The organism is Maribacter polysaccharolyticus, from assembly GCF_028882255.1.
In the GTDB taxonomy this organism is placed as follows: Bacteria; Bacteroidota; Bacteroidia; order Flavobacteriales; family Flavobacteriaceae; genus Maribacter_A; species Maribacter_A polysaccharolyticus.
Genome location: NZ_JARBUY010000002.1, coordinates 395,296 through 415,162, shown reverse-complemented (window position 1 = coordinate 415,162; position 19,867 = coordinate 395,296). Strand labels below are relative to the sequence as shown.

At 43.1% G+C, this 19,867-nt stretch carries 15 protein-coding genes; 3 read left to right on the top strand and 12 right to left on the bottom strand.

Annotation, left to right across the window (positions count from 1 at the left end):
- Positions 1-343 precede the first annotated feature (343 nt).
- Positions 344-724 (top strand): hypothetical protein, encoded by a 381-nt coding sequence (locus PHU20_RS07715; protein ID WP_274824778.1) that lies wholly within the window; start codon positions 344-346, stop codon positions 722-724.
- A gap of 67 nt (positions 725-791) precedes the next feature.
- Here PHU20_RS07715 and secDF read toward each other — a convergent pair whose 3' ends face one another.
- Together secDF and mdh are read right to left on the bottom strand one after the other, a co-directional pair.
- Positions 792-3,764, bottom strand: a complete 2,973-nt coding sequence (gene secDF, locus PHU20_RS07710) for a protein translocase subunit SecDF (RefSeq protein ID WP_274824777.1) — start codon at positions 3,762-3,764, stop codon at positions 792-794.
- A 156-nt stretch (positions 3,765-3,920) separates the two neighbouring features.
- Entirely contained in the window at positions 3,921-4,847 is a 927-nt protein-coding gene (gene mdh / locus PHU20_RS07705; protein WP_274824776.1) for a malate dehydrogenase, read from the bottom strand.
- Between the two features lie 250 nt (positions 4,848-5,097).
- Between mdh and PHU20_RS07700 the strand changes: the two genes are divergently transcribed.
- Positions 5,098-5,472, top strand: coding sequence for a hypothetical protein (locus PHU20_RS07700; RefSeq protein ID WP_274824775.1), 375 nt, complete (start codon positions 5,098-5,100; stop codon positions 5,470-5,472).
- An 82-nt stretch (positions 5,473-5,554) separates the two neighbouring features.
- Here the strand turns inward: PHU20_RS07700 and PHU20_RS07695 are convergent, their stop codons facing one another.
- The 3 genes from PHU20_RS07695 to asnB all read right to left on the bottom strand — a co-directional run bounded on the left by PHU20_RS07695 (position 5,555) and on the right by asnB (position 10,549).
- On the bottom strand, positions 5,555-6,559 hold the full coding sequence (locus PHU20_RS07695; protein ID WP_274824774.1) for a DUF6588 family protein: 1,005 nt from the start codon (positions 6,557-6,559) through the stop codon (positions 5,555-5,557).
- A 72-nt stretch (positions 6,560-6,631) separates the two neighbouring features.
- Positions 6,632-8,572, bottom strand: a complete 1,941-nt coding sequence (gyrB, locus tag PHU20_RS07690) for a DNA topoisomerase (ATP-hydrolyzing) subunit B (RefSeq protein WP_274824773.1) — start codon at positions 8,570-8,572, stop codon at positions 6,632-6,634.
- Between the two features lie 306 nt (positions 8,573-8,878).
- Positions 8,879-10,549, bottom strand: a complete 1,671-nt coding sequence (gene asnB, locus PHU20_RS07685) for an asparagine synthase B (RefSeq protein WP_274824772.1) — start codon at positions 10,547-10,549, stop codon at positions 8,879-8,881.
- A 288-nt stretch (positions 10,550-10,837) separates the two neighbouring features.
- Between asnB and PHU20_RS07680 the strand changes: the two genes are divergently transcribed.
- Complete coding sequence (locus PHU20_RS07680) at positions 10,838-11,380, top strand: DUF2911 domain-containing protein (protein ID WP_274824771.1); 543 nt, start codon at positions 10,838-10,840, stop codon at positions 11,378-11,380.
- Between the two features lie 57 nt (positions 11,381-11,437).
- On the opposite strand, the gene PHU20_RS07675 is transcribed toward PHU20_RS07680, so the two are convergent.
- The 7 genes from PHU20_RS07675 to PHU20_RS07645 all read right to left on the bottom strand — a co-directional run bounded on the left by PHU20_RS07675 (position 11,438) and on the right by PHU20_RS07645 (position 19,865).
- Positions 11,438-13,057, bottom strand: coding sequence for an amidohydrolase (locus PHU20_RS07675; RefSeq protein WP_274824770.1), 1,620 nt, complete (start codon positions 13,055-13,057; stop codon positions 11,438-11,440).
- A gap of 98 nt (positions 13,058-13,155) precedes the next feature.
- Positions 13,156-13,914, bottom strand: coding sequence for an NYN domain-containing protein (locus tag PHU20_RS07670; protein WP_274824769.1), 759 nt, complete (start codon positions 13,912-13,914; stop codon positions 13,156-13,158).
- Positions 13,915-14,016: 102 nt separating this feature from the next.
- A complete protein-coding gene (locus PHU20_RS07665; RefSeq protein WP_274824768.1) occupies positions 14,017-14,490 on the bottom strand; it encodes a GyrI-like domain-containing protein in 474 nt (157 codons plus the stop codon).
- Between the two features lie 3 nt (positions 14,491-14,493).
- Positions 14,494-15,234, bottom strand: coding sequence for a subclass B1 metallo-beta-lactamase (gene bla / locus PHU20_RS07660; protein ID WP_274824767.1), 741 nt, complete (start codon positions 15,232-15,234; stop codon positions 14,494-14,496).
- A 120-nt stretch (positions 15,235-15,354) separates the two neighbouring features.
- Complete coding sequence (locus tag PHU20_RS07655) at positions 15,355-16,662, bottom strand: MFS transporter (protein ID WP_274824766.1); 1,308 nt, start codon at positions 16,660-16,662, stop codon at positions 15,355-15,357.
- 206 nt (positions 16,663-16,868) lie between these two features.
- Positions 16,869-17,945, bottom strand: coding sequence for an OmpA family protein (locus PHU20_RS07650; protein ID WP_274824765.1), 1,077 nt, complete (start codon positions 17,943-17,945; stop codon positions 16,869-16,871).
- A gap of 171 nt (positions 17,946-18,116) precedes the next feature.
- Complete coding sequence (locus PHU20_RS07645) at positions 18,117-19,865, bottom strand: porin family protein (protein ID WP_274824764.1); 1,749 nt, start codon at positions 19,863-19,865, stop codon at positions 18,117-18,119.
- Positions 19,866-19,867 lie beyond the last annotated feature (2 nt).

Here is a 19,867-nt window from a genome sequence, read left to right as displayed (position 1 = left end):
TGTTATTAGGGAAATTCACCTGTAACCATGGCCACGATTCATTCACCGGCCACCAAAGATGGATAACCGAACATTTCCTTGGAAAAAGATATCCCATTAAGGCTTAGACGCTCATACATAATAGTTAATTAACCCATTTTTTTTGAACTTGGTCCTTTTCTATGCTATTTTTGTCGATTCATTTCCCTAAATCTTTAACGTACCTTAAACTTGACCTATCAAAACACCATGAATAACCTAAAGCCTCCCCCTGTAATCTTTCCTCAAGAAACAGAAATATCATACACCCTTTTTATTTAAGTACCGTATTTTCTTTTTGAATACAAACAGACAATCCCAAATTATGCCTATTTCCATACAATTAAAAGCACATAAAGACTTTGTTGAAGCCGAGTTTACCGGAACCCGGGATTCCAATAATGAATTAGAGGAAACGATCCGGGTATGGTCGGAAATACCCCCACTATGCGAAAAACATGGTTTAAATAAAATATTGACAATTACCAATTTGGACAAAAGGCTTAAATTGGATAATTCCTTTCTGCTCGCCGATAAATTAATTGCGATCGGGTTCAAACCCGATTATAAACTTTCCGCTGTGATAACCGATGATAAATTGCGCCTGGAATATGAAGTATTGGCCACGTTCATCCGTAATTTTGGTTATGAATGCGAAATTTTCGCAACAATAAAAGAGGCCAAAAAATGGTTGTTACAATCCTAAGATGATGCTCATCAAAAAAAAAGGCCGCTTTAAAGCGGCCTTTTTTTATAGCATATTATTTATCCTTTTAAGCGTCCCCATCGGTACCGGCCATCTTGTCCTTTAATGTATCGAACATTATCGGGGTTGCAATGAACACCGATGAATAGGTACCTACAATGACACCAATGATCATGGCGAACATAAACCCTCTTAAGGACTCCCCGCCGAAAATGAATATCGCCAACAATACCACCAATGTAGTCAAAGAAGTATTCAAGGTACGCCCCAAAGTACTGTTCACCGCATTGTTGATATTTACACCTCCATGCCAACCACGCTCATTCGTGATTTCACGGATACGGTCAAATACGACCACCGTATCATTCAGGGAGTAACCTATCACCGTTAATATCGCTGCGATAAAAGCTTGGTCGATTTCCATATTGAAGGGCATTATCAATCCCGTTAAGGAGAAAATCCCCAATACGATCATGACATCATGGAATACCGCTGAAACGGCTCCCAATGAAAATTGCCATTTTCTAAAACGCAATAGTATATACAAGAAAACCACGGCCAAGGATCCAATAATGGCCAAAAAGGCATTTTTCTTAATATCATCCGCAATGGTAGGACCTACCTTTACAGATTGCATGATACCTATGGCCTTGCCTTCGCTTCCAAGGGCAAAATCATCTTTCGAAAGTCCGTCTGGAAGGTATTTTTGAAGGGAAGTATATAATTTGGTCTGAATCTCATCATCAACCTCAACACCTTCAACATCCACTTTATAAGGTGTTGTTATTTTTATCTGATTGGCTTCACCGTAGGTCTTTACGTTGGTACCACTACCAAAAACAGTATTCAACTCAGAGGCTATCTCAGAAGGATTGACCTCTTTTTCAAAACGGACCTGATAGGAGCGACCACCGACAAAGTCGACGCCTTGTTGCAATCCTTGACCGAAGAACAACGAGAATACACTGACACCGATCAAAATCAAAGATATGATATAAGCGATTTTTCGCTTGGCCAAGAAATCGATACTCAAGTTTGTGAATAGATTCTTCGTTAAGCCCGTTGAGAAGTCCAACCTTCTTTCTTTACCACTCAAATACCAATCTACCAATAACCTGGTAATGAATATTGCAGTGAACAAGGAAGTTATGATACCTATCAATAAGGTAGTTGCAAATCCTTTAATAGGTCCTGAACCAAAAAGGAACAAGATCAATGCTGTTAAACCCGTAGTGATGTTGGCATCCAGAATCGATGAAAGGGCATTGCCAAAACCATCGGCAACCGCTTGGCTCTTTCCTTTTCCCCTAGCTACCTCTTCCTTGATCCGTTCAAAGATAAGTACGTTGGCATCAACCGCCATACCTATGGTTAAAACGATACCGGCTATACCAGGCAATGTAAGTACCGCGCTTAAGCTGGTCAGTACCCCAAAAATCAAAAGAATGTTCAACAACAAGGCAATATCCGCAAAGATTCCGACCCTACCGTAATAGAACACCATCCAGACCAACACAATGGCCATTGCAATTAGAAACGAGCTAAAACCACTATCAATAGCCTCTTGACCCAAAGAAGGCCCTACCACATTCGATTGGATGATTTCCGCTTTAGCAGGAAGTTTACCTGCGCGTAACACATTGGCAATATCCTTGGTTTCCTCAACGGTAAATGAACCCGTTATCTCGGTGCCACCACCGGAAATACCTCCAACGACCGAACAACCGGGAGCGGTATATACTTTATTATCCAAAACAACCGCAATACCCGTATTGTTAACATTCGCATCGCTGGTCAATTTCTGCCATTCCTTAGCACCCCTTGAGTTCATACTCATTGATACCGCAGGCTTATTGAACTCGTCATAGGTGTCACGCGCATCACTCACCACATCCCCGGTTATCCTTGGAGTACCGTTTCTATTGGACTTCAAAGCATACAAGTCGAGAATCTCAACATCATCAGACGAAGGTCTTTCCCATAAGAATTTGGTATATTGGATATCTGCCGGCAACAAACGCTGAATTTCGGGCATTCTAAGATATTCCCCGACCTTGGCCGTATCCTTGACAGCTGCGCGGAACATGGCATGCGTACCCGGATTGGCCGGAAGCAATATATCGTACAAAGGATTTACCTGACCGGCCATATCCAAAGAATCGGAAGTATCTGACAATAGGGAATCCAATTCAGATTCTTCCTTTACAGGCGCTTCGACCTTTTCGGTCTTAACAATGGCCTTTAGCCTTTCGTTCGCCGCTACGATAAAGTTTCCAAAACTAGGATTGTTCTGTTCGTAAGTTTCCCAGAACTCCAATTGTGCCGTACTTGACAAAAGCTCTTGGGCCCTAGCAATATCGCGTGCCCCAGGTAACTCTACCAAGATCCTACCGGAATTACCTTCCCTTTGGATATTGGGTTGGGTTACCCCAAAACCATCAATACGTTCCCGCAAGACTTCAAATGCAGAAACAATGGATTCATCTATTTTTCTACGGATAATGGGTTTAACCTCATCATCGGTCATTTGAAAGTTTATCTCATCACTCAATGTCTTATTGGCAAAAATATCAGGTGAGGCCAATTTAGTATCCCCTTTGATATTATCGAACGCATCGAAAAAGAGGTCAACATAGGTGTCATCACTACTTTTGGATGCCGTATCTGCATCGGCCAATGCCTTATTGAAAACAGGATCCTTAGAATTATCGGCAAGACCTTTCAAGATATCCTTTACGGATATTTGCAGGGTAACATTGATACCCCCTTTAAGGTCGAGTCCTTTATTCAATTCTTTCTTTTTGGCTTCATTATAAGTGGTATATCCAAGAATCGGATTACCCCCAATGGAGTCTAAGTAACTGATTTCAAGCTCTTCCCGCTTAGAAAGATAATTATCCTCAGCTTCGGATATTTTATTGATTGCATATTCTTCAGCATCGTTTTCAATCTTCCCGGTTATGAAGGTATAGGATAATTGATAAATACTAACTAGCCCGAATAGGAAGGCAAAAAGCTTTATAAGTCCTTTATTTTGCATTGGTTATGAATATTTTATGTGTGCTTTTCTCAACAGCCTGCAAATATATGATTTACCCTAAGAATTGACAATATATTTGTAAGTTATTGCAAAAAACAAAGGCACCCCGATTTATTTGATCGGGATGCCTTTCGTAACATTATATATAACGTTGTCTTAAACGTCTAAAAGTCCGTTGGTTTTTGATACGCCTTCCGCACTTTCCTTCATCTTGGCTTTCTCAGCTTCGGAAAGAGGCACATCAACGATTTTCTCAATACCATTTTTACCCAAAATCACAGGCACGCCGATACAAATATCGGAAAGACCATACTCCCCATCCAACATGGTAGAACATGGGAACATTTTTTTCTGGTCACAGGCGATGGCCTGTACCAGTGCCGATACTGCCGCACCTGGTGCGTACCATGCGCTTGTACCCAATAATTTGGTCAAGGTAGCCCCACCTACTTTGGTATCCTCAATGACTTGTTGAAGACGATCCGCATCGATAAACTCGGATACTTTAATACTATTTCTTGTGGCATGGGATGCCAATGGTACCATTCCGGTGTCACTGTGTCCACCGATCACCATTCCATCAATATCGGAAATAGGGGCTTCCAAAGCTTCTGCCAATCGATATTTAAAACGGGCACTATCCAAGGCACCGCCCATACCGATGATTTTGTTTTTAGGCAATCCGGTAACTTTATGGGCCAAATAGGTCATGGTATCCATAGGGTTACTTACAACGATCAAGATGACATTCGGTGAATGCTCTATAAGGTTCGTAGCAACGGTTTTTACGATTCCGGCATTAATTCCGATCAATTCCTCTCGGGTCATTCCCGGTTTTCTCGGAATACCTGAAGTAATAACGGCGATATCACTACCAGCCGTTTTGGAGTAATCATTGGTGGTTCCAGTAATCTTCGTATCAAATCCGTTCAAAGAAGCTGTTTGCATCAAGTCCATCGCTTTGCCTTCGGCATAGCCTTCCTTAATGTCCAATATCACCACTTCAGAGGCGAAATCCTTAATAGCAATATACTCGGCACAACTTGCACCTACAGCACCTGCACCTACTACGGTAACTTTCATATTATCTTGTTTTTATGTTGAAAATTATAATGTTACAAAAGTACTGAATCAACAGTAAAAAAATATGACAAAAATCAGTTAATATTTTATATCATTTACACCCCCGATACCCGCCATAAAACAAATGTTAACAAAATTTACTTTTCAACGAATTTATTCGAAAATCAGTGCCGTTCATCGATTTTCAACAATACCCGATCCGAGAAGTCCGTTCTCTAATTATTAACCCCGAATCTATAATTACCTACGAATGAAAAAGCTATTTTCTTTTATTGCAATTGTCGGCATCATATTGGCCAGCAATTGCTCTAGAATCCCCGAAAACGATGATCCAGTGATAGGAATTTGGTCAAGTGCATCCATCTCGACCGATAGTGAAACCGCTAAGGTATCGACCCAATATGAATGGATTTTCAATGATGCCTACTTAGGACGGTACCACGTCAAGGAAAATGGTAACATTACCGTTACAACCGATTTCAGTTGGTCGGAAGATGGCGGCGTATACACGATTTGTTACCCCGGATTGGACGATAAATCGGACGATGAGGTCACCATGGATGCGAGTACGGACCAAGCCAGTCTTGTTGATGCAAACGGAAATATCCTCGCCATTAGAGAATAGATACCCTGATCAAAAGTTCCCATGCAAAAAGCCCTGTCGGTCATGACAGGGCTTTTTTTATTTCAATTCATGTATTGGATCATTATCTAAAGCCAAAATTAATACCAAAGGATAAGGTATTGAATTCGGCCAAGGAATAATCGGCATGCAACCTAAAGAAGCCCAATTTCAATTTTGCCCCAATATTGGCGGTAACCCCGCTGGCATCTTTTTCAATGGAAAACGGATCTTCATATGTTTCTTGAAAAGGTCCGGACTGTACTACGTAAGTACCCAACACATCGGTAGTGGATTTACCTGTCAGATACCCTATACCTCCATAAAAATTGATAATGGGCAGTTTGGTAGCGACCACAGCTTGAAACACCCAGGTGTTTACATCAACTTCGAGCCGTTGATCCTCCCCTGCCACAATGTTGGTATTGGTGAAGTCGTAGGATCCATCGAGATGCGTATACCCGATTACCGCTGATATGGCAATGGGCAAAAGCTTATCCGCAGGAAGATGTTTGGTGAACTCATGTTGGATCCCGACCCCGTACATGCCTATTTCATAATCGTCGGTACTTACACTGGGCAAGAACCTCGCTTTTATTTCGGTACCTTTTATAAGTCCTACACTCGCCTGCACGAAACCGGAAGGCACAAAATTGATGCCTTCGGAGGCCAATCCCGTAGGAAGTTCAAATTCTTCCCTGAACAACCCGTTTTCATCCTCGACATACACCATGACATTCTCAATATCACCCAATGAGGTGGATACCGATTTTGAAATACTGCCATCAACGAATTTCAAGTTGTCATAATCGGCCGTATTCAATTCAAAGGCCTTCTTATCGTCCTTATTCTTAAAATTGGCCAGGTTACCGATTATCGAAATCTCAAACCCACCTAAGGGTTTCGCATCTGCCGTATTGTACCAACCGCTGGAAAGGCTATACATAAAACCTTCCGAGGCCGGGGCCAGGTAATCGTTCGTAAATCTTTCGGCATCATCAAGTCCTGCCGCCAATACCTCATTGATATTGGATTGGGCCATAGCTTGCAAACTACAGACCAGTGCCACTAGGGATACTATTCGTTTCATATTGCTAAATTTTCCCTAAAACTAAAAATCCTGACGTAACCGTCAGGATTTTTGTTGTGTAACTACCGTTTCCTATGCATCAATGTTGGCATAAACGGCATTTTTCTCTATAAATTCCCTTCTCGGAGGTACTTCATCCCCCATTAACATGGAGAAGACACGGTCCGATTCAGTAGCATTATCTATATTGATCTGGCGCAGGGTCCTGAATTCGGGATTCATGGTCGTATCCCACAATTGCTCCGCATTCATCTCTCCCAAACCTTTATACCTTTGTATGCCTACACTACCATTAAAACTCTTCGCAATTTCATCGCGTTCTTCATCGGACCACGCATATCGCTTTTTACTTCCTTTTTTGACCAAATACAAAGGAGGGGTCGCAATATAAACATGACCTCCTTCGATCAATTCACGCATATAACGGAAAAAGAAAGTTAAAATCAGGGTTTCAATGTGGCTACCATCAACATCGGCATCACACATGATAACGATTTTGTGGTACCTTAGTTTTTCAAGGTTCAACGCTTTACTGTCCTCCTCGGTTCCGATAGTAACCCCTAAGGCCGTATATATGTTCTTTATTTCCTCATTCTCAAAAACCTTGTGCTGCATGGCTTTCTCAACATTCAAGATTTTACCTCGCAACGGAAGGATAGCCTGGAAATTTCGATCTCTCCCCATTTTGGCCGTACCCCCTGCCGAATCACCCTCGACAAGGTATAGTTCACAGTTTTCAGGATTTTGATCTGAACAATCCGATAGTTTACCGGGCAAACCACCTCCTGACATGACATTCTTACGTTGCACCATTTCACGGGCCTTAGATGCTGCATGCCTGGCCTGTGCCGCCAAAATCACCTTTTGTACGATTATCTTGGCATCATCTGGATGTTCCTCCAAATAATCCGTCAACATTTCGGACACGGCCTGACTAACGGCTGAGGATACTTCCCGGTTCCCCAATTTGGTTTTCGTTTGACCCTCGAATTGTGGTTCGGCCACCTTTACCGATACAATGGCGGTCAAACCTTCCCGGAAGTCATCTCCCTGGATTTCGAACTTCAATTTATCCAACATCCCGGAAGCATCGGCATATTTCTTCAAGGTCGTTGTAAGTCCCCTACGGAATCCCGATAAATGTGTTCCCCCTTCATGGGTATTGATATTGTTCACATAGGAATGGAGGTTCTCGGTATAGGAAGTATTGTAGACCATGGCCACCTCGACAGGAATACCGTTTTTCTCACCTTCCATGGCGATCACGCTTTGGATCAAAGCCTCCCTATTGCCATCGAGGAACCGAACGAATTCCTTCAACCCCTGATCGGAGTAGAAGATTTCGGAAACAAACTCCCCTTTTTCGTCTTTTTGTCTTTTATCGGTAATGGTTATGGTCACCCCTTTGTTCAAATACGAAAGCTCCCGCATTCTATTCGCCAAGGTTTCATAGCTATATTCGATGGTCTGGGTAAATATGGTCGTGTCGGGATGAAAGGTGACCTCTGTACCCCTTTTGGTAGTTTCACCTATACTTTTAACGGGATATAGCGCTTTACCTCTTTCATATTCCTGTTCCCAGATTTTACCGTCCCTAAAAACCGTTGCCTTTAAATGGTCGGACAAAGCATTGACACAAGAAACCCCTACCCCGTGCAAACCACCGGATACTTTATAGGAATCTTTATCGAACTTACCGCCCGCCCCGATCTTGGTCATTACCACCTCAAGGGCCGAAACCCCTTCTTTTTTATGTAAATCCACCGGAATACCTCGACCATTATCCCGGGTTGTAATCGAATTGTCTTCATTAATGGTCACATCGATGGTATCACAATGGCCACCCATGGCCTCATCAATGGAGTTATCCACGACCTCATACACCAAATGATGCAATCCTCGAACACCAACATCGCCAATATACATTGAAGGACGCATTCGAACATGTTCCATACCCTCAAGGGCCTGGATACTGTCGGCAGAATAATTCTTTTTATTAGCTTCTTCGCTCATAAATCAAGTTGTTGTAATCATTATAATTTTTGCAATCTTACAAATATAACCAATACCCTATGAAATATAGGCCTTTGCCCTATCTTAAACCATTAAGTTATCAACAAAATTTGTGGAAAATATCGCTTTAGGGCCTTGGTTTTCCATTTGGAAAAAACAATACCGTCCGAACCGGATATTCGGTTCCCCTACAAACAAAAAAGAAGCGTCAAATAAATGACACTTCCTTTTTATCCTTTCCCATCCAAAAACCGATCCTACTTTATTCCCAAGCAGGCTCGATGGACTTGAAAACTTTGATTTTGACTATTTCTTATAGGCATCATCATGTACATTGGCCACTGCCCTTCCCGAAGGATCGTTCATGTTCTTGAACGCCTCGTCCCATTCCAAGGCTATCTTTGTACTACAGGCTACGGAAGGTTCCTGAGGCACACATAAGGCTGCGGCATCAGAGGGGAAATGTTGTTCAAAGATAGAACGGTAATAAAATTCCTCTTTCGTTGTGGGGGTCTGTAACGGAAAGCGGAATTTGGCATTCGCCAACTGCTCATCGGTCACCTCCGATGCCACCAACTCTTTCAAGGTATCGATCCAACTATACCCTACACCATCCGAGAATTGTTCCTTTTGCCTCCAGGCTACACTTTCAGGAAGCATATCCTCGAACGCTTTTCGAACCACCCATTTCTCCATACGCTCCCCATTGATCATTTTATCCTTTGGATTGATACGCATGGCCACATCCATGAATTCTTTGTCCAAAAACGGTACACGTCCTTCAATACCCCATGCCGCCAAGGATTTGTTGGCACGGAGACAATCGTACATATGCAACTTATCCAATTTACGGACGGTTTCTTCATGAAAATCCTTTGGACTGGGTGCTTTGTGGAAATACAGGTACCCTCCGAACAATTCATCCGCACCTTCTCCCGACAACACCATTTTTATACCCATTGACTTTATGACCCTTGCCATCAAGTACATTGGGGTCGATGCCCTGATCGTGGTAATATCATAGGTTTCTAGATTGTATACTACATCCTTAATGGCATCAAGGCCTTCTTGGATGGTAAAAACTATCTCGTGGTGCACCGTACCGATATGATCGGCGACTTTTTGCGCAGCGGCCAAATCCGGGGAACCTTTCAAACCAACGGAAAAGGAATGCAATTGGGGCCACCATGCCTCGTTCACATCATCGGACTCAATACGTTTTTGTGCATATTTTTTAGCTATGGCCGAAGTGACCGAAGAATCCAAACCTCCTGAAAGGAGCACCCCATAAGGTACATCGGACATCAACTGTCTGTGGACCGCAGCCTCCAAGGCTTCTTTGATTTCCTGTATGCTGGTCTCATTTTCCTTTACGGCATCGTACTCCATCCAATCACGGGTATACCATTTCTTGAGCTCCCCATCGCTACTATGCAGATAATGTCCTGGAGGGAACAACTCGATTTTTGCACAAGTACCCTCCAAAGCCTTAAGTTCAGAAGCCACATAAAAAGTCCCGTTCTGGTCCCAACCTATGTACAATGGAATAATCCCCATATGGTCACGGGCCACAAAATATTCGTCTTTTGCGGCATCATAGATGGCAAAACCGAATATACCGTTCATCTCATCTATAAAATCAACCCCTTTTTCCTGATATAGGGCAAGGATTACCTCGCAATCGGATTCTGTTTGAAAATCATATTTCCCTTCGAATTGTTTACGTAGCTCCCTATGGTTGTATATTTCGCCGTTGGCCGCCAAGACCAAATTACCGTCTTTGCTAAAAAGGGGTTGTTTCCCTGAGGCCGGGTCTACGATCGCCAACCTTTCGTGGGCCAAAATAGCTTTTTCATTCGCATAAATACCACTCCAGTCAGGTCCTCTATGTCTTATCTTCTTGGACATTTCCAATAATTGGGGCCTTAACACCTCTGTACTTTCCTTTACATCAAAGGCACAAACAATTCCACACATATCTTAATATTTATATCAATTTAAAAGCAAATATCTATTTAAACTTTCAAACAACAAACCCTTTTTTTGAAATTGATTACTATTTAAAATTATTTATGTGTTTAATACTATAAACTGATAGGCGAATCGGGAAAAAACCGAAAAAAATCATGCATTTTGTAAGTTGCGCTAATTTTAACGACTTTTTATACTCCAATAATTGGATAAACTATTTAGTTTTGGAAAAACTAAATCCTGGAGTGTTTCCAGGATCGATAACAACAACAAAGACAAAAGACAATTATGATTATGAAAAAACTAACGACTATTTCTTTTTTATTGCTTGCCTTGGTATGTACGAACCATATTTCTGCCCAGAAATTCAGTGGATTGGATAAGAGCCCTATGGACATGACGGCTTTCCCATCAAGTTATAAAATAGCGGATAAAGCCGTTCGGGTCACTTACAGCCGTCCGCAATTAAAAGGTCGTTCCGTTTCAGAACTTTCGCCTGCCGGTGAAGTTTGGAGGACCGGGGCCAACGAGGCCGTTGAAATTACGTTCTACAAAGATGCCAACGTTGGCGGTACCGATATTAAAGCAGGTACATATTCCTTGTTTACCATACCCAATAAAGAGGTATGGACGGTTATCCTAAACAAAAACCTAAACCAATGGGGAGCCTATTCTTATGATGAAAGTGCCGATGTTGCACGGGTAAAAGCCGATGTCACCATCGTTGAAGACGAATCCTTGGAGGCTTTCTCAATGGCCTTTAAAGAAGTTGAAGGTGGTACGCATTTGGTCATGGCCTGGGGAACCGTTAGGGTCTCCCTTCCAATAATGTTTTAAACGTATTTTCCCATATTCAAAAAAAACCGAAGCGATTTGCTTCGGTTTTTTTTATGTTCAATGTACCCGTTTCCCGGCTATATAAGTTTGTTCCGCTTCAATTTTAGGGACATCCTCAATGGGAACTTCCATAAGGTTGTCGCTATACAGGGTAAAATCGGCAAATTTACCCACTTCTATACTCCCTTTCTCATCTTCTTCAAAGTTGGAATAGGCCGCCCAAATGGTCATTCCCTTCAATGTTTCCTCCCTAGTCAATGCATCTTTCATTTGATAGCCCCCTTCGGGATAATCATCCAGATCCTTTCGTGCCACTGCAGCGTAGAAAGTTAGGAACGGACTTACTTTTTCTACAGGAAAATCGGTTCCTAAAGCAACAGTACCCGCTTTTTCCAACAAAGCCTTATAGGCATAAGCCCCTTTTTCACGCTCTTCCCCAATCCGGTCGCCTGCCCAATACATATCACTGGTCGCATGGGTCGGTTGTACTGAAGGAATAATCCCTTCTTTAAAATAATCGAAATCTTCCGGTGAGATTATCTGTGCATGCTCTACTTTCCATCGCCTATCATTTTTGCCTTCCAATGCCCTTTTATAAGCCTTTAAGACCACCACATTGGCAGAATCACCTATGGCATGGGTATTCATTTGATATTCGGTGGCAGCTATTTTATCGGCCAAAGCCTCAATACTGTCCACGGGGGTTACCATGGCTCCATAATGACCTGGCTTATCGGAATAAGGGGCTCGCAGGGCAGCACCTCGGGATCCCAAGGCCCCATCGCCATAAACCTTTACCGACCTAACGTTCAATCGTTCCGTTTTTATTGGTTCGCGACTTAGGTAATAATCCAAATTATCTTTCGATGCGCTTACCATGGCATATACCCGAATGGATAGGTCACCGGTTTGGTGAAGGCTGTCGATCAACTCAATGGTAGCGCGATCAAGCCCCGCATCATTCACTGTGGTGAGTCCATAATCCAAACAAATACGTTCGGCATCCTTTAAGGCCCGGATTTGAGCTTTCCGATCTGCAGGGGGTACAATGGCATTTACCCTATCCATGGGGTTATCGATCAAGATCCCCGTCAACTCCCCATCTTCCTTGACTATTTCACCCCCTTCAACCTTGGTGTCCTTGCCAATGCCTGCCATATCAAGGGCTTTTTGATTGACCAAAAGGGCATGTCCGTCAATGCGACGCAGTGCAACCGGTGTATCCGGAAACATTTCATCCAAAGCTGCCTTGGTCGGAAACTCCTTGACTTCCCAATCATTTTGATCCCCCCCCCGACCAAGGATGAAGTCCTTTGGATGGCTTTCTTGAAATTCCTTTACCTTTTGTAATATCTCATCATAGCTTTGGGTTCCCATCAAATCGACGACTTGCTGGGTCTGGCCCAACCCGTAAAAATGGCAATGGGCATCTATAAGTCCGGGGGTAATGGTCTTACCCTTGGCATCCATGATAGTTTCCGCACTGTATTTCCCTTGGATTTCATCCGATGTACCAACGGCCACGAACTTACCGTCGTTTACGGCAAAAGCCTCGGCCGTGGAAAAATCCCCATCTACGGTATAGGTGTTCGAATTGATTACGATAAGATCGACATTTTCCTTTTTTTGGCCACAGGCCATAAGCAACAACAAAAAAAGCAATAAAGGATATTTCATAAGTACAGAGGTATTGGTTAATGGTTATCAAATCACGTGATACTCAAATTTAAGGATAATTGTTAAAACGGGAACTAGCGACCATTTTCAAGGGGTTCTCATTTCCGGGATTTTGAAGCATTTTTCTCCTTGACCTTCACATAAATCAATTTATTCCGACCACGTGAATCCTCGCGACGTTCCAATTCGAAATTCTTAATGGCCCCCATCAACGGCGTCAACTTCTGGAAACCATAGTTACGGGAATCGAAATTGGGATATCTTTTTTGGAGCAGACTTCCCACATCACCGAGAAAGGCCCAACCATCTTCGTCAGCAACATCATTAATGGTAGAGGTGAACAGTCGAATATCTTTTGCAGTGATCTTATCCACATTGCTTTCGGGGACGTTCTTGCTCTTATTTGCATCCGAAATTTCCTCGGATCGATCTTTTAAGATCTCTATGTAAATGAACCGATCGCAAGCCACGATAAACGGATTGGGGGTTTTCTTTTCCCCCATCCCGATCACCTGCATCCCCGCTTCCCGGAGTCTTGTGGCCAAACGGGTAAAATCACTATCGCTACTCACTATACAAAATCCATTGACCTTGCCCGAATACAAGATATCCATGGCATCGATGATCATGGCCGAATCCGTGGCATTTTTGCCCGAGGTATACCCGTATTGTTGAATGGGCGTAATAGCGTTTTCAAGCAATACGTTTTTCCACTTGCCCAAACGGGGATTGGTCCAATCCCCATAAATTCGTTTGATCGTCGGATTACCGTATTTCGCTATTTCCTCCATCATTTCTTTGACATAGGCCGATGGGATATTATCCCCATCTATCAATACTGCTATATTTAAATCCATTGTAGTTTTATTTTATTCTTTTAGTATTAAAAATATTGGTGGGGATTTCGTCTTAAAGCGATTCCAAAGGTATGACTAAAATATCGGCATTCTAGTTCCCCCTTATTCAAACCGTACCGGAATCCATATTTCCTCTTTGGAATCGGGGTGGTCATTCTTATATTCATTGCCCAACAATTCAAAATGAGGGCGGTCATCCAACCTATATTTCGAGTTAGGCAACCAAGTTGCATAAATGTATTCGAATATACCAGTATCGGCACCTTGATGGTCGAAAACAGCATACACCCCCCCTGGCAATACAAAGGTATCCCAACCTGCCGGCACTTTGTTAAAATCGGCTACTTCCACGGTCGCCCATTTTTCGAAGTCCAGGGTTGGGTCAAAACCATCGAAATAATTTTTTGGATATACCTGAAGTGAGATTTTGTCATTCGACAAAGTCGCTCCCAAATCCTTTACGTTGGTCATGAACATATGCCATAATTCCTTTGTTCTATTTTGGGCCATGGACATTTTCATGTGTTTGCCCACCAACTTTTTTTCTTTTAATTCGATTATCCTCGGTTCCAACATCCACTACTTATCTTTAAACAACGTTATGGTATAGTCCAACAAACCCACTCCACCCGTGTCGCCATGACCGGGTATTACGGTTTGTATTTTGGGGTACTTCACTTTTAAGCTTTGCACGGTATTCGACCATTCATGCACGTTGGCATCCGCCAGGTTTCCTTTTCCAGCCCCAATGGCCTTTACCAAACATCCCCCGAACAGGACCCCTTCAGTCGTAAAGTAACCAATTATATTATCCACTGTATGTCCCTCCCCTTGAAACCCAACAAGCACTTTTTCCTTACCGACGTTCAATTCAAGATGGGACTGAAATCCGATTTGCGGAACCGCTACCTCCTTATGGGCTGCAAGACCCCTTGTTGTTTCTAAAGCATAAGAGGGAATATTCCTAAGATGGAAAACTTCGAGACCGCCCAAACAATCCTCATGAAAGTGGGTGGCCACTACCGCTTTGATCTGAGCACCGTTTTGGTTTTCGATCCAATTCATCAATTCGGTGGATGTTTCATTGGATGTCGGGGTATCAAAAACCAATGCTTCCCCTTCATCGATCACGATCATCCCGTTACACGCTACTTTCCCAAAATCCTTGGTTTCCAAATAGGAGACGTGTACAAACGTATGTGCGGTCAACTTTTCAATCCTCAGGGTCCCCGATTCATAAACCGGATCGTATTCCCGTTGGGACCAGCAACCCACGCAAAACAGAAAACATAATGAAAAATAACGGACTTTTGTTTTCATGGATAAAAATGGCTAATTCAACTTTTGGTTGATACGGCAAGTTAAATAATAAAATCCAATCAGGATTCTGCCCATCATAACTTTACAACAGGATCGGTAGTTCACTTTTTACACCGAAATCTATTGTGGATTATCGGCTTTTATGGAACCGAATACCAAGAAAAGTAAAAAGGCAAGCCCTAAATACCCCAATAACTTGTAAGCGCCGAAGGTCGAAAAACAAAGACTGAATATAGGTGGTGCCAAGGCGCTCGCCAAAACGATCAACCCCATGATCTTCCCGGTAATGGCCCCTAAATGATTGCGGCCAAAAAATCGCGGCCAAGCGATGGCGTTCAATACGGCAAAGAACCCACCCATCAATCCTATGCCGGCCACCAGCAAATAAACCCCCATAGGATAGGACAATAGTAGCAGTCCGACCGAAGCAAGTATCCCTCCCAAAATCATTAAATACAAGTACAATTTCAATGAAACGTAATCGCTTAGATAATTAAAAATGGTAGAAACAGTGATTGCCACTACCGAAGCGGGCAAAAAAATGGAAATAGCCTCTGATTTGGAGTACCCTTCACTTCCAAAAATCGAGACGACATGAAAGGTAAGTCCGGTAATGAAAAAGCTGTTGAATGCCAATATCAACCCATACATCCAAAAAGCCCTTGTGGCTTTGGCCTCTTGCAATGTATATTGTTTCTTTTCTTCGGTAACCTTTTGGGTCGAGGTGTTTCCGGAAGCATCGGTTCCATCGGGCAAAAGACCATGCTCTTCAGGTCTGTTCTTATACAATTGAAGTATGAGTACACTAAACACCAAAAGGGCCAAGGCCATAATACGCCAAGCCCCATCCCAATGATACCCCTCAATCAAATAATTGACCCATAGTGGGGATGATGAAAATCCGAAGGAGATGGCCACACTGCTAAAAGTATTTACCTTACCCCTGTTTTTATCGAACCAGATCATGATCATGTTCCTCGAAGCCATCGTCAAAACCCCTTGTCCCGAAAAGCGGATCAAAAAGAACAGCAGTGTCATTATCGTGAACGGCACCACGGCCGATTCGAAGTTCAATGTATTTTTTACCAAGTCACTTATTTGCAACGACCAAGAACTGAGGAACAAAGCAACGGCCAACAACAAGGAGGCAAAGAATGCCGTATATCTTGCCCCATACCGATCGAACCAAATTCCGGCCCGCCCGATCAACAATGAACTTATGATGGTTCCGATCATATAGGCGTTACTGAATTGATTGCGGGAAAGCCCCAATGCATTCTTAACCGGATCGGTAAAAACCGACACTCCGATCGTTTGACCGGGAATGCTGAAGTAAATCCCCAAAGTACCCACTACGAGGATAAAATAGCCATAAAAGACCGGGCTTTTGGCTGGATCGACAAGTGAAAAACGGTTGGGGTTCGCCATGGCATGGAAATAAAGAACGAATGTACTCCAAATACGATGGAAGTGGTAAAAAAAATACCCTAAATCTTTTTAAAAAAACATTAAAAAACCACAACCCTTAAAGCCTTTTTAAAATCCCTAAAAGCCCGTTACTTTTAGTCTTGAAATTGTACGGCCCCTTGGGAAGCAAACCAATGACAACGGATCATTGTCAACGCCGAAAGAGCCTAATCGGTTTTGCCCATCGATTTGGAGATGATGAACTCTACCCTTCTATTCTGTTTTCTACCTTCTTCCGATGCATTGCTGACTATGGGTTCGGTACCGCCATGGCCCTCCCAAAAAATACGTTCTTTGGAAAGTCCCAACCCCATAAGATATTCCGCAACGGCCTTCGCCCGCAATTCGGATAAAACCAGGTTGTATTCCTCAGTACCTATGGAATCGGTATGACCGTGAATTTCTATTCTCAAGGTCTTATCCTTTTCCAAAAACCTATAAATATCCTGTATTTCTTCCTTGGACCCCTGCAACACCTCGGATCGGTCAAAATTGAAAAATACATTTTTGAAAATATGGTTTTCATCCAATACGACTTTAGCTGTTTTCGTTTCAGCTGTCCAAACTTTGGGCTCCTCGACATAATCCCCAGCTTCCGCGGATTCCAGTAACACCATATCAATATAATAATACGCACCTTGTTTGGAATTGTGCTTGGTCGTGAACTTCCTGGTCCGCTGATTATCCTTGAAATTACCAAAAGTCAAAAACCGCTCATTCCCCTTAGCCGTAAACTGTGAATGCACCAAAATCCAATCCTTGGTATCATCAACAAAATCGGAATACCCGATTTCCATATAGTGGTATTCATTCCCAATGTCTTTGTACCAATGCATTTTTGAAAGCACTTTCCGGATGGGAAAGTTCAACCTGTTCTTCGAGAATAGGAGACCGAATTCCTTTATGGCAAAGTCGGATCGCTCGGCAAGACTCACGTAAAAAGAAATTTTATACTTTTTCCCTTGCTGCAAGGGGGCCAACAATTCCGCCTGGATATATTCCCGGTAATCCCCGGGTGCATATAGGTACAACCCCGCATAACCCACGCCAAAATCGGCAGGTTGCGAACCCTTGAAGTTTTCGGGGGTACCCATGGCCGTACTGCAACCGTTGAAATAATCCGTAGAACCTACGGTTGGGGTCGACCAACTTTCAACGTCCGCATTGAAATTCCCCAATGCCTTGGGGCAACCTTTATGCATCTCGAAGCTGGGATTCACGATCAAGTTCTGTGACCATCCCATGGTAATGCAAAAGAGACAAACTATCCAAGAGGTATGTTTATGAAAGGTATGCAATAGGACGTTGGGTATTCATTACTGCCCTAATGTAATGAATTCATTCTTTTATGGCCATATCCCCCGAACCCCATCGGGACATTTCCCGGTGAAGCACCTTAATGGACCTGGTTATCCTTAGAGATCAAATTTATAGGTGGCACCTCCGAGTAGCTGTATTCCCTGAACGGCAAAGTTCGCCCATTTTTGATAATCGTTATCCGTCAAATTGGCCCCTTTGATAAATAGGGACAATCGATCGTTTACCCGATAGCCCACATGGGCATTGGCATCAAAATAGCCATCCAATGTTATCAGGGCGACATTGGTTACCCCCGGGGTGGGATCTTCTACCACCGTTGCGGAATAATCATCCCGTTCCCCTACATAGAATAGGTTTACGCCCATATACCATTGTTCCCCGATCTGATAATCCATGAACAGAGATCCCTTCATATTGGGCAGGTTCCAGGCCGGGTTATCGGTTTCGGTATCATAATCATACACTTCGGCATTGACCCCCAAGGTAAAATTACGATTTACATCCACATTCAATTCCGCGAACAACCCTAGGGTTTTCATATCATCATAAAACACCTGAAAGGAGTTCCCATAATAATACCCCTTTTCATCATCCCTAAAACCATTCTGTGGATTTAAATGGAATAGGGGCCTTCGGTTTTCCGCGGTATACGACCCTTTGATATTGTAACTCAGATTAGGCAGTAACTGCCCTTTAAATCCGACATAGGCATCATACTGAGCGTCTGTGGGCTGAATGGTCAAGGTGGGCGATACATAAGGATTCTCTTCCACAAAACCGTAATAGGAATTCTGTTTCAACTCCCCTTTCACCCCACCGTAGACGATTACGTTTTCATCCAATAACCGGTAAGATGCGGCAACATCGGGGTAGATATAAAAGTTGTTACCGCTTTCTTCCATATCCATACCATAAACAATATTCAACCCCAAGTCAACGGTTAGGTCATCGCGCAACATGCGCAAGGATGGGTTTAACCCCACCTGAAAATTGCCATAATCAATACCGGCATCGTTCGTAGGGCTATTTACGTCCGCATTCGCGAAACTTCCCCCGACATAATCGAGATTCAAGGCTACATCCAAAACTTCTTCCCCTACGGGAAACTCCAATCCCGCACCAAAGACAAGGCGATTTTCACCGGATTCCACGGCATCCCCGAACCGTCTGTATTCAATATCGGCATTTTTGAAATAAGCGTCTTCAATATTCACATAGGCACCGATCTCACCCATGAAATAATTCTGTTTTGAATCTATGCCATTAATGGTTTCCGTATCATAGGTTTCTTCTGGCAAACCATACCAATTGTAATATTGGTGTTGCAGTCCAACATCGACCCCCCAATTCGTATCCCGGTCGCGTTTGGCGTAGGATGCATCGACTTCGGTATTCGCATATTTGCTATCCAATGCAACCCCATCGATATTTGCCAAAGCGGAATAATGATCAAAACCCACGTCCAGGCGCTGGTCCCTATTGATTGCCCTACTGGTATAAAATTTGGCCATAAAATTCCCAGGATTCCCCAATCCGGCAGAGGCATAGGAATCATATAGTTCAGGGGGCGGTAATTTCCGTACCGCAGAAGCCTTTCCTTTGGCAGGGGTAAAGGTCGAGGCCACGGGCACTGAAAATATAGTATACCCGATTTCCTTTTTCTGCAAAACGATGGAATCGTTCAAATCCGGAATGGATTTGATCTTAAAGGCATCGGAAATCGTCGGGGAATACGCCTTGGTTACCGTAACGGTCTCTGTTCCGATGTTATCCTTTTCTTCCTGGGCAAACACCCGTGGCGAAAGTCCTAAAACTACGATTAGTAGCGATAAATGCTTGATCATAA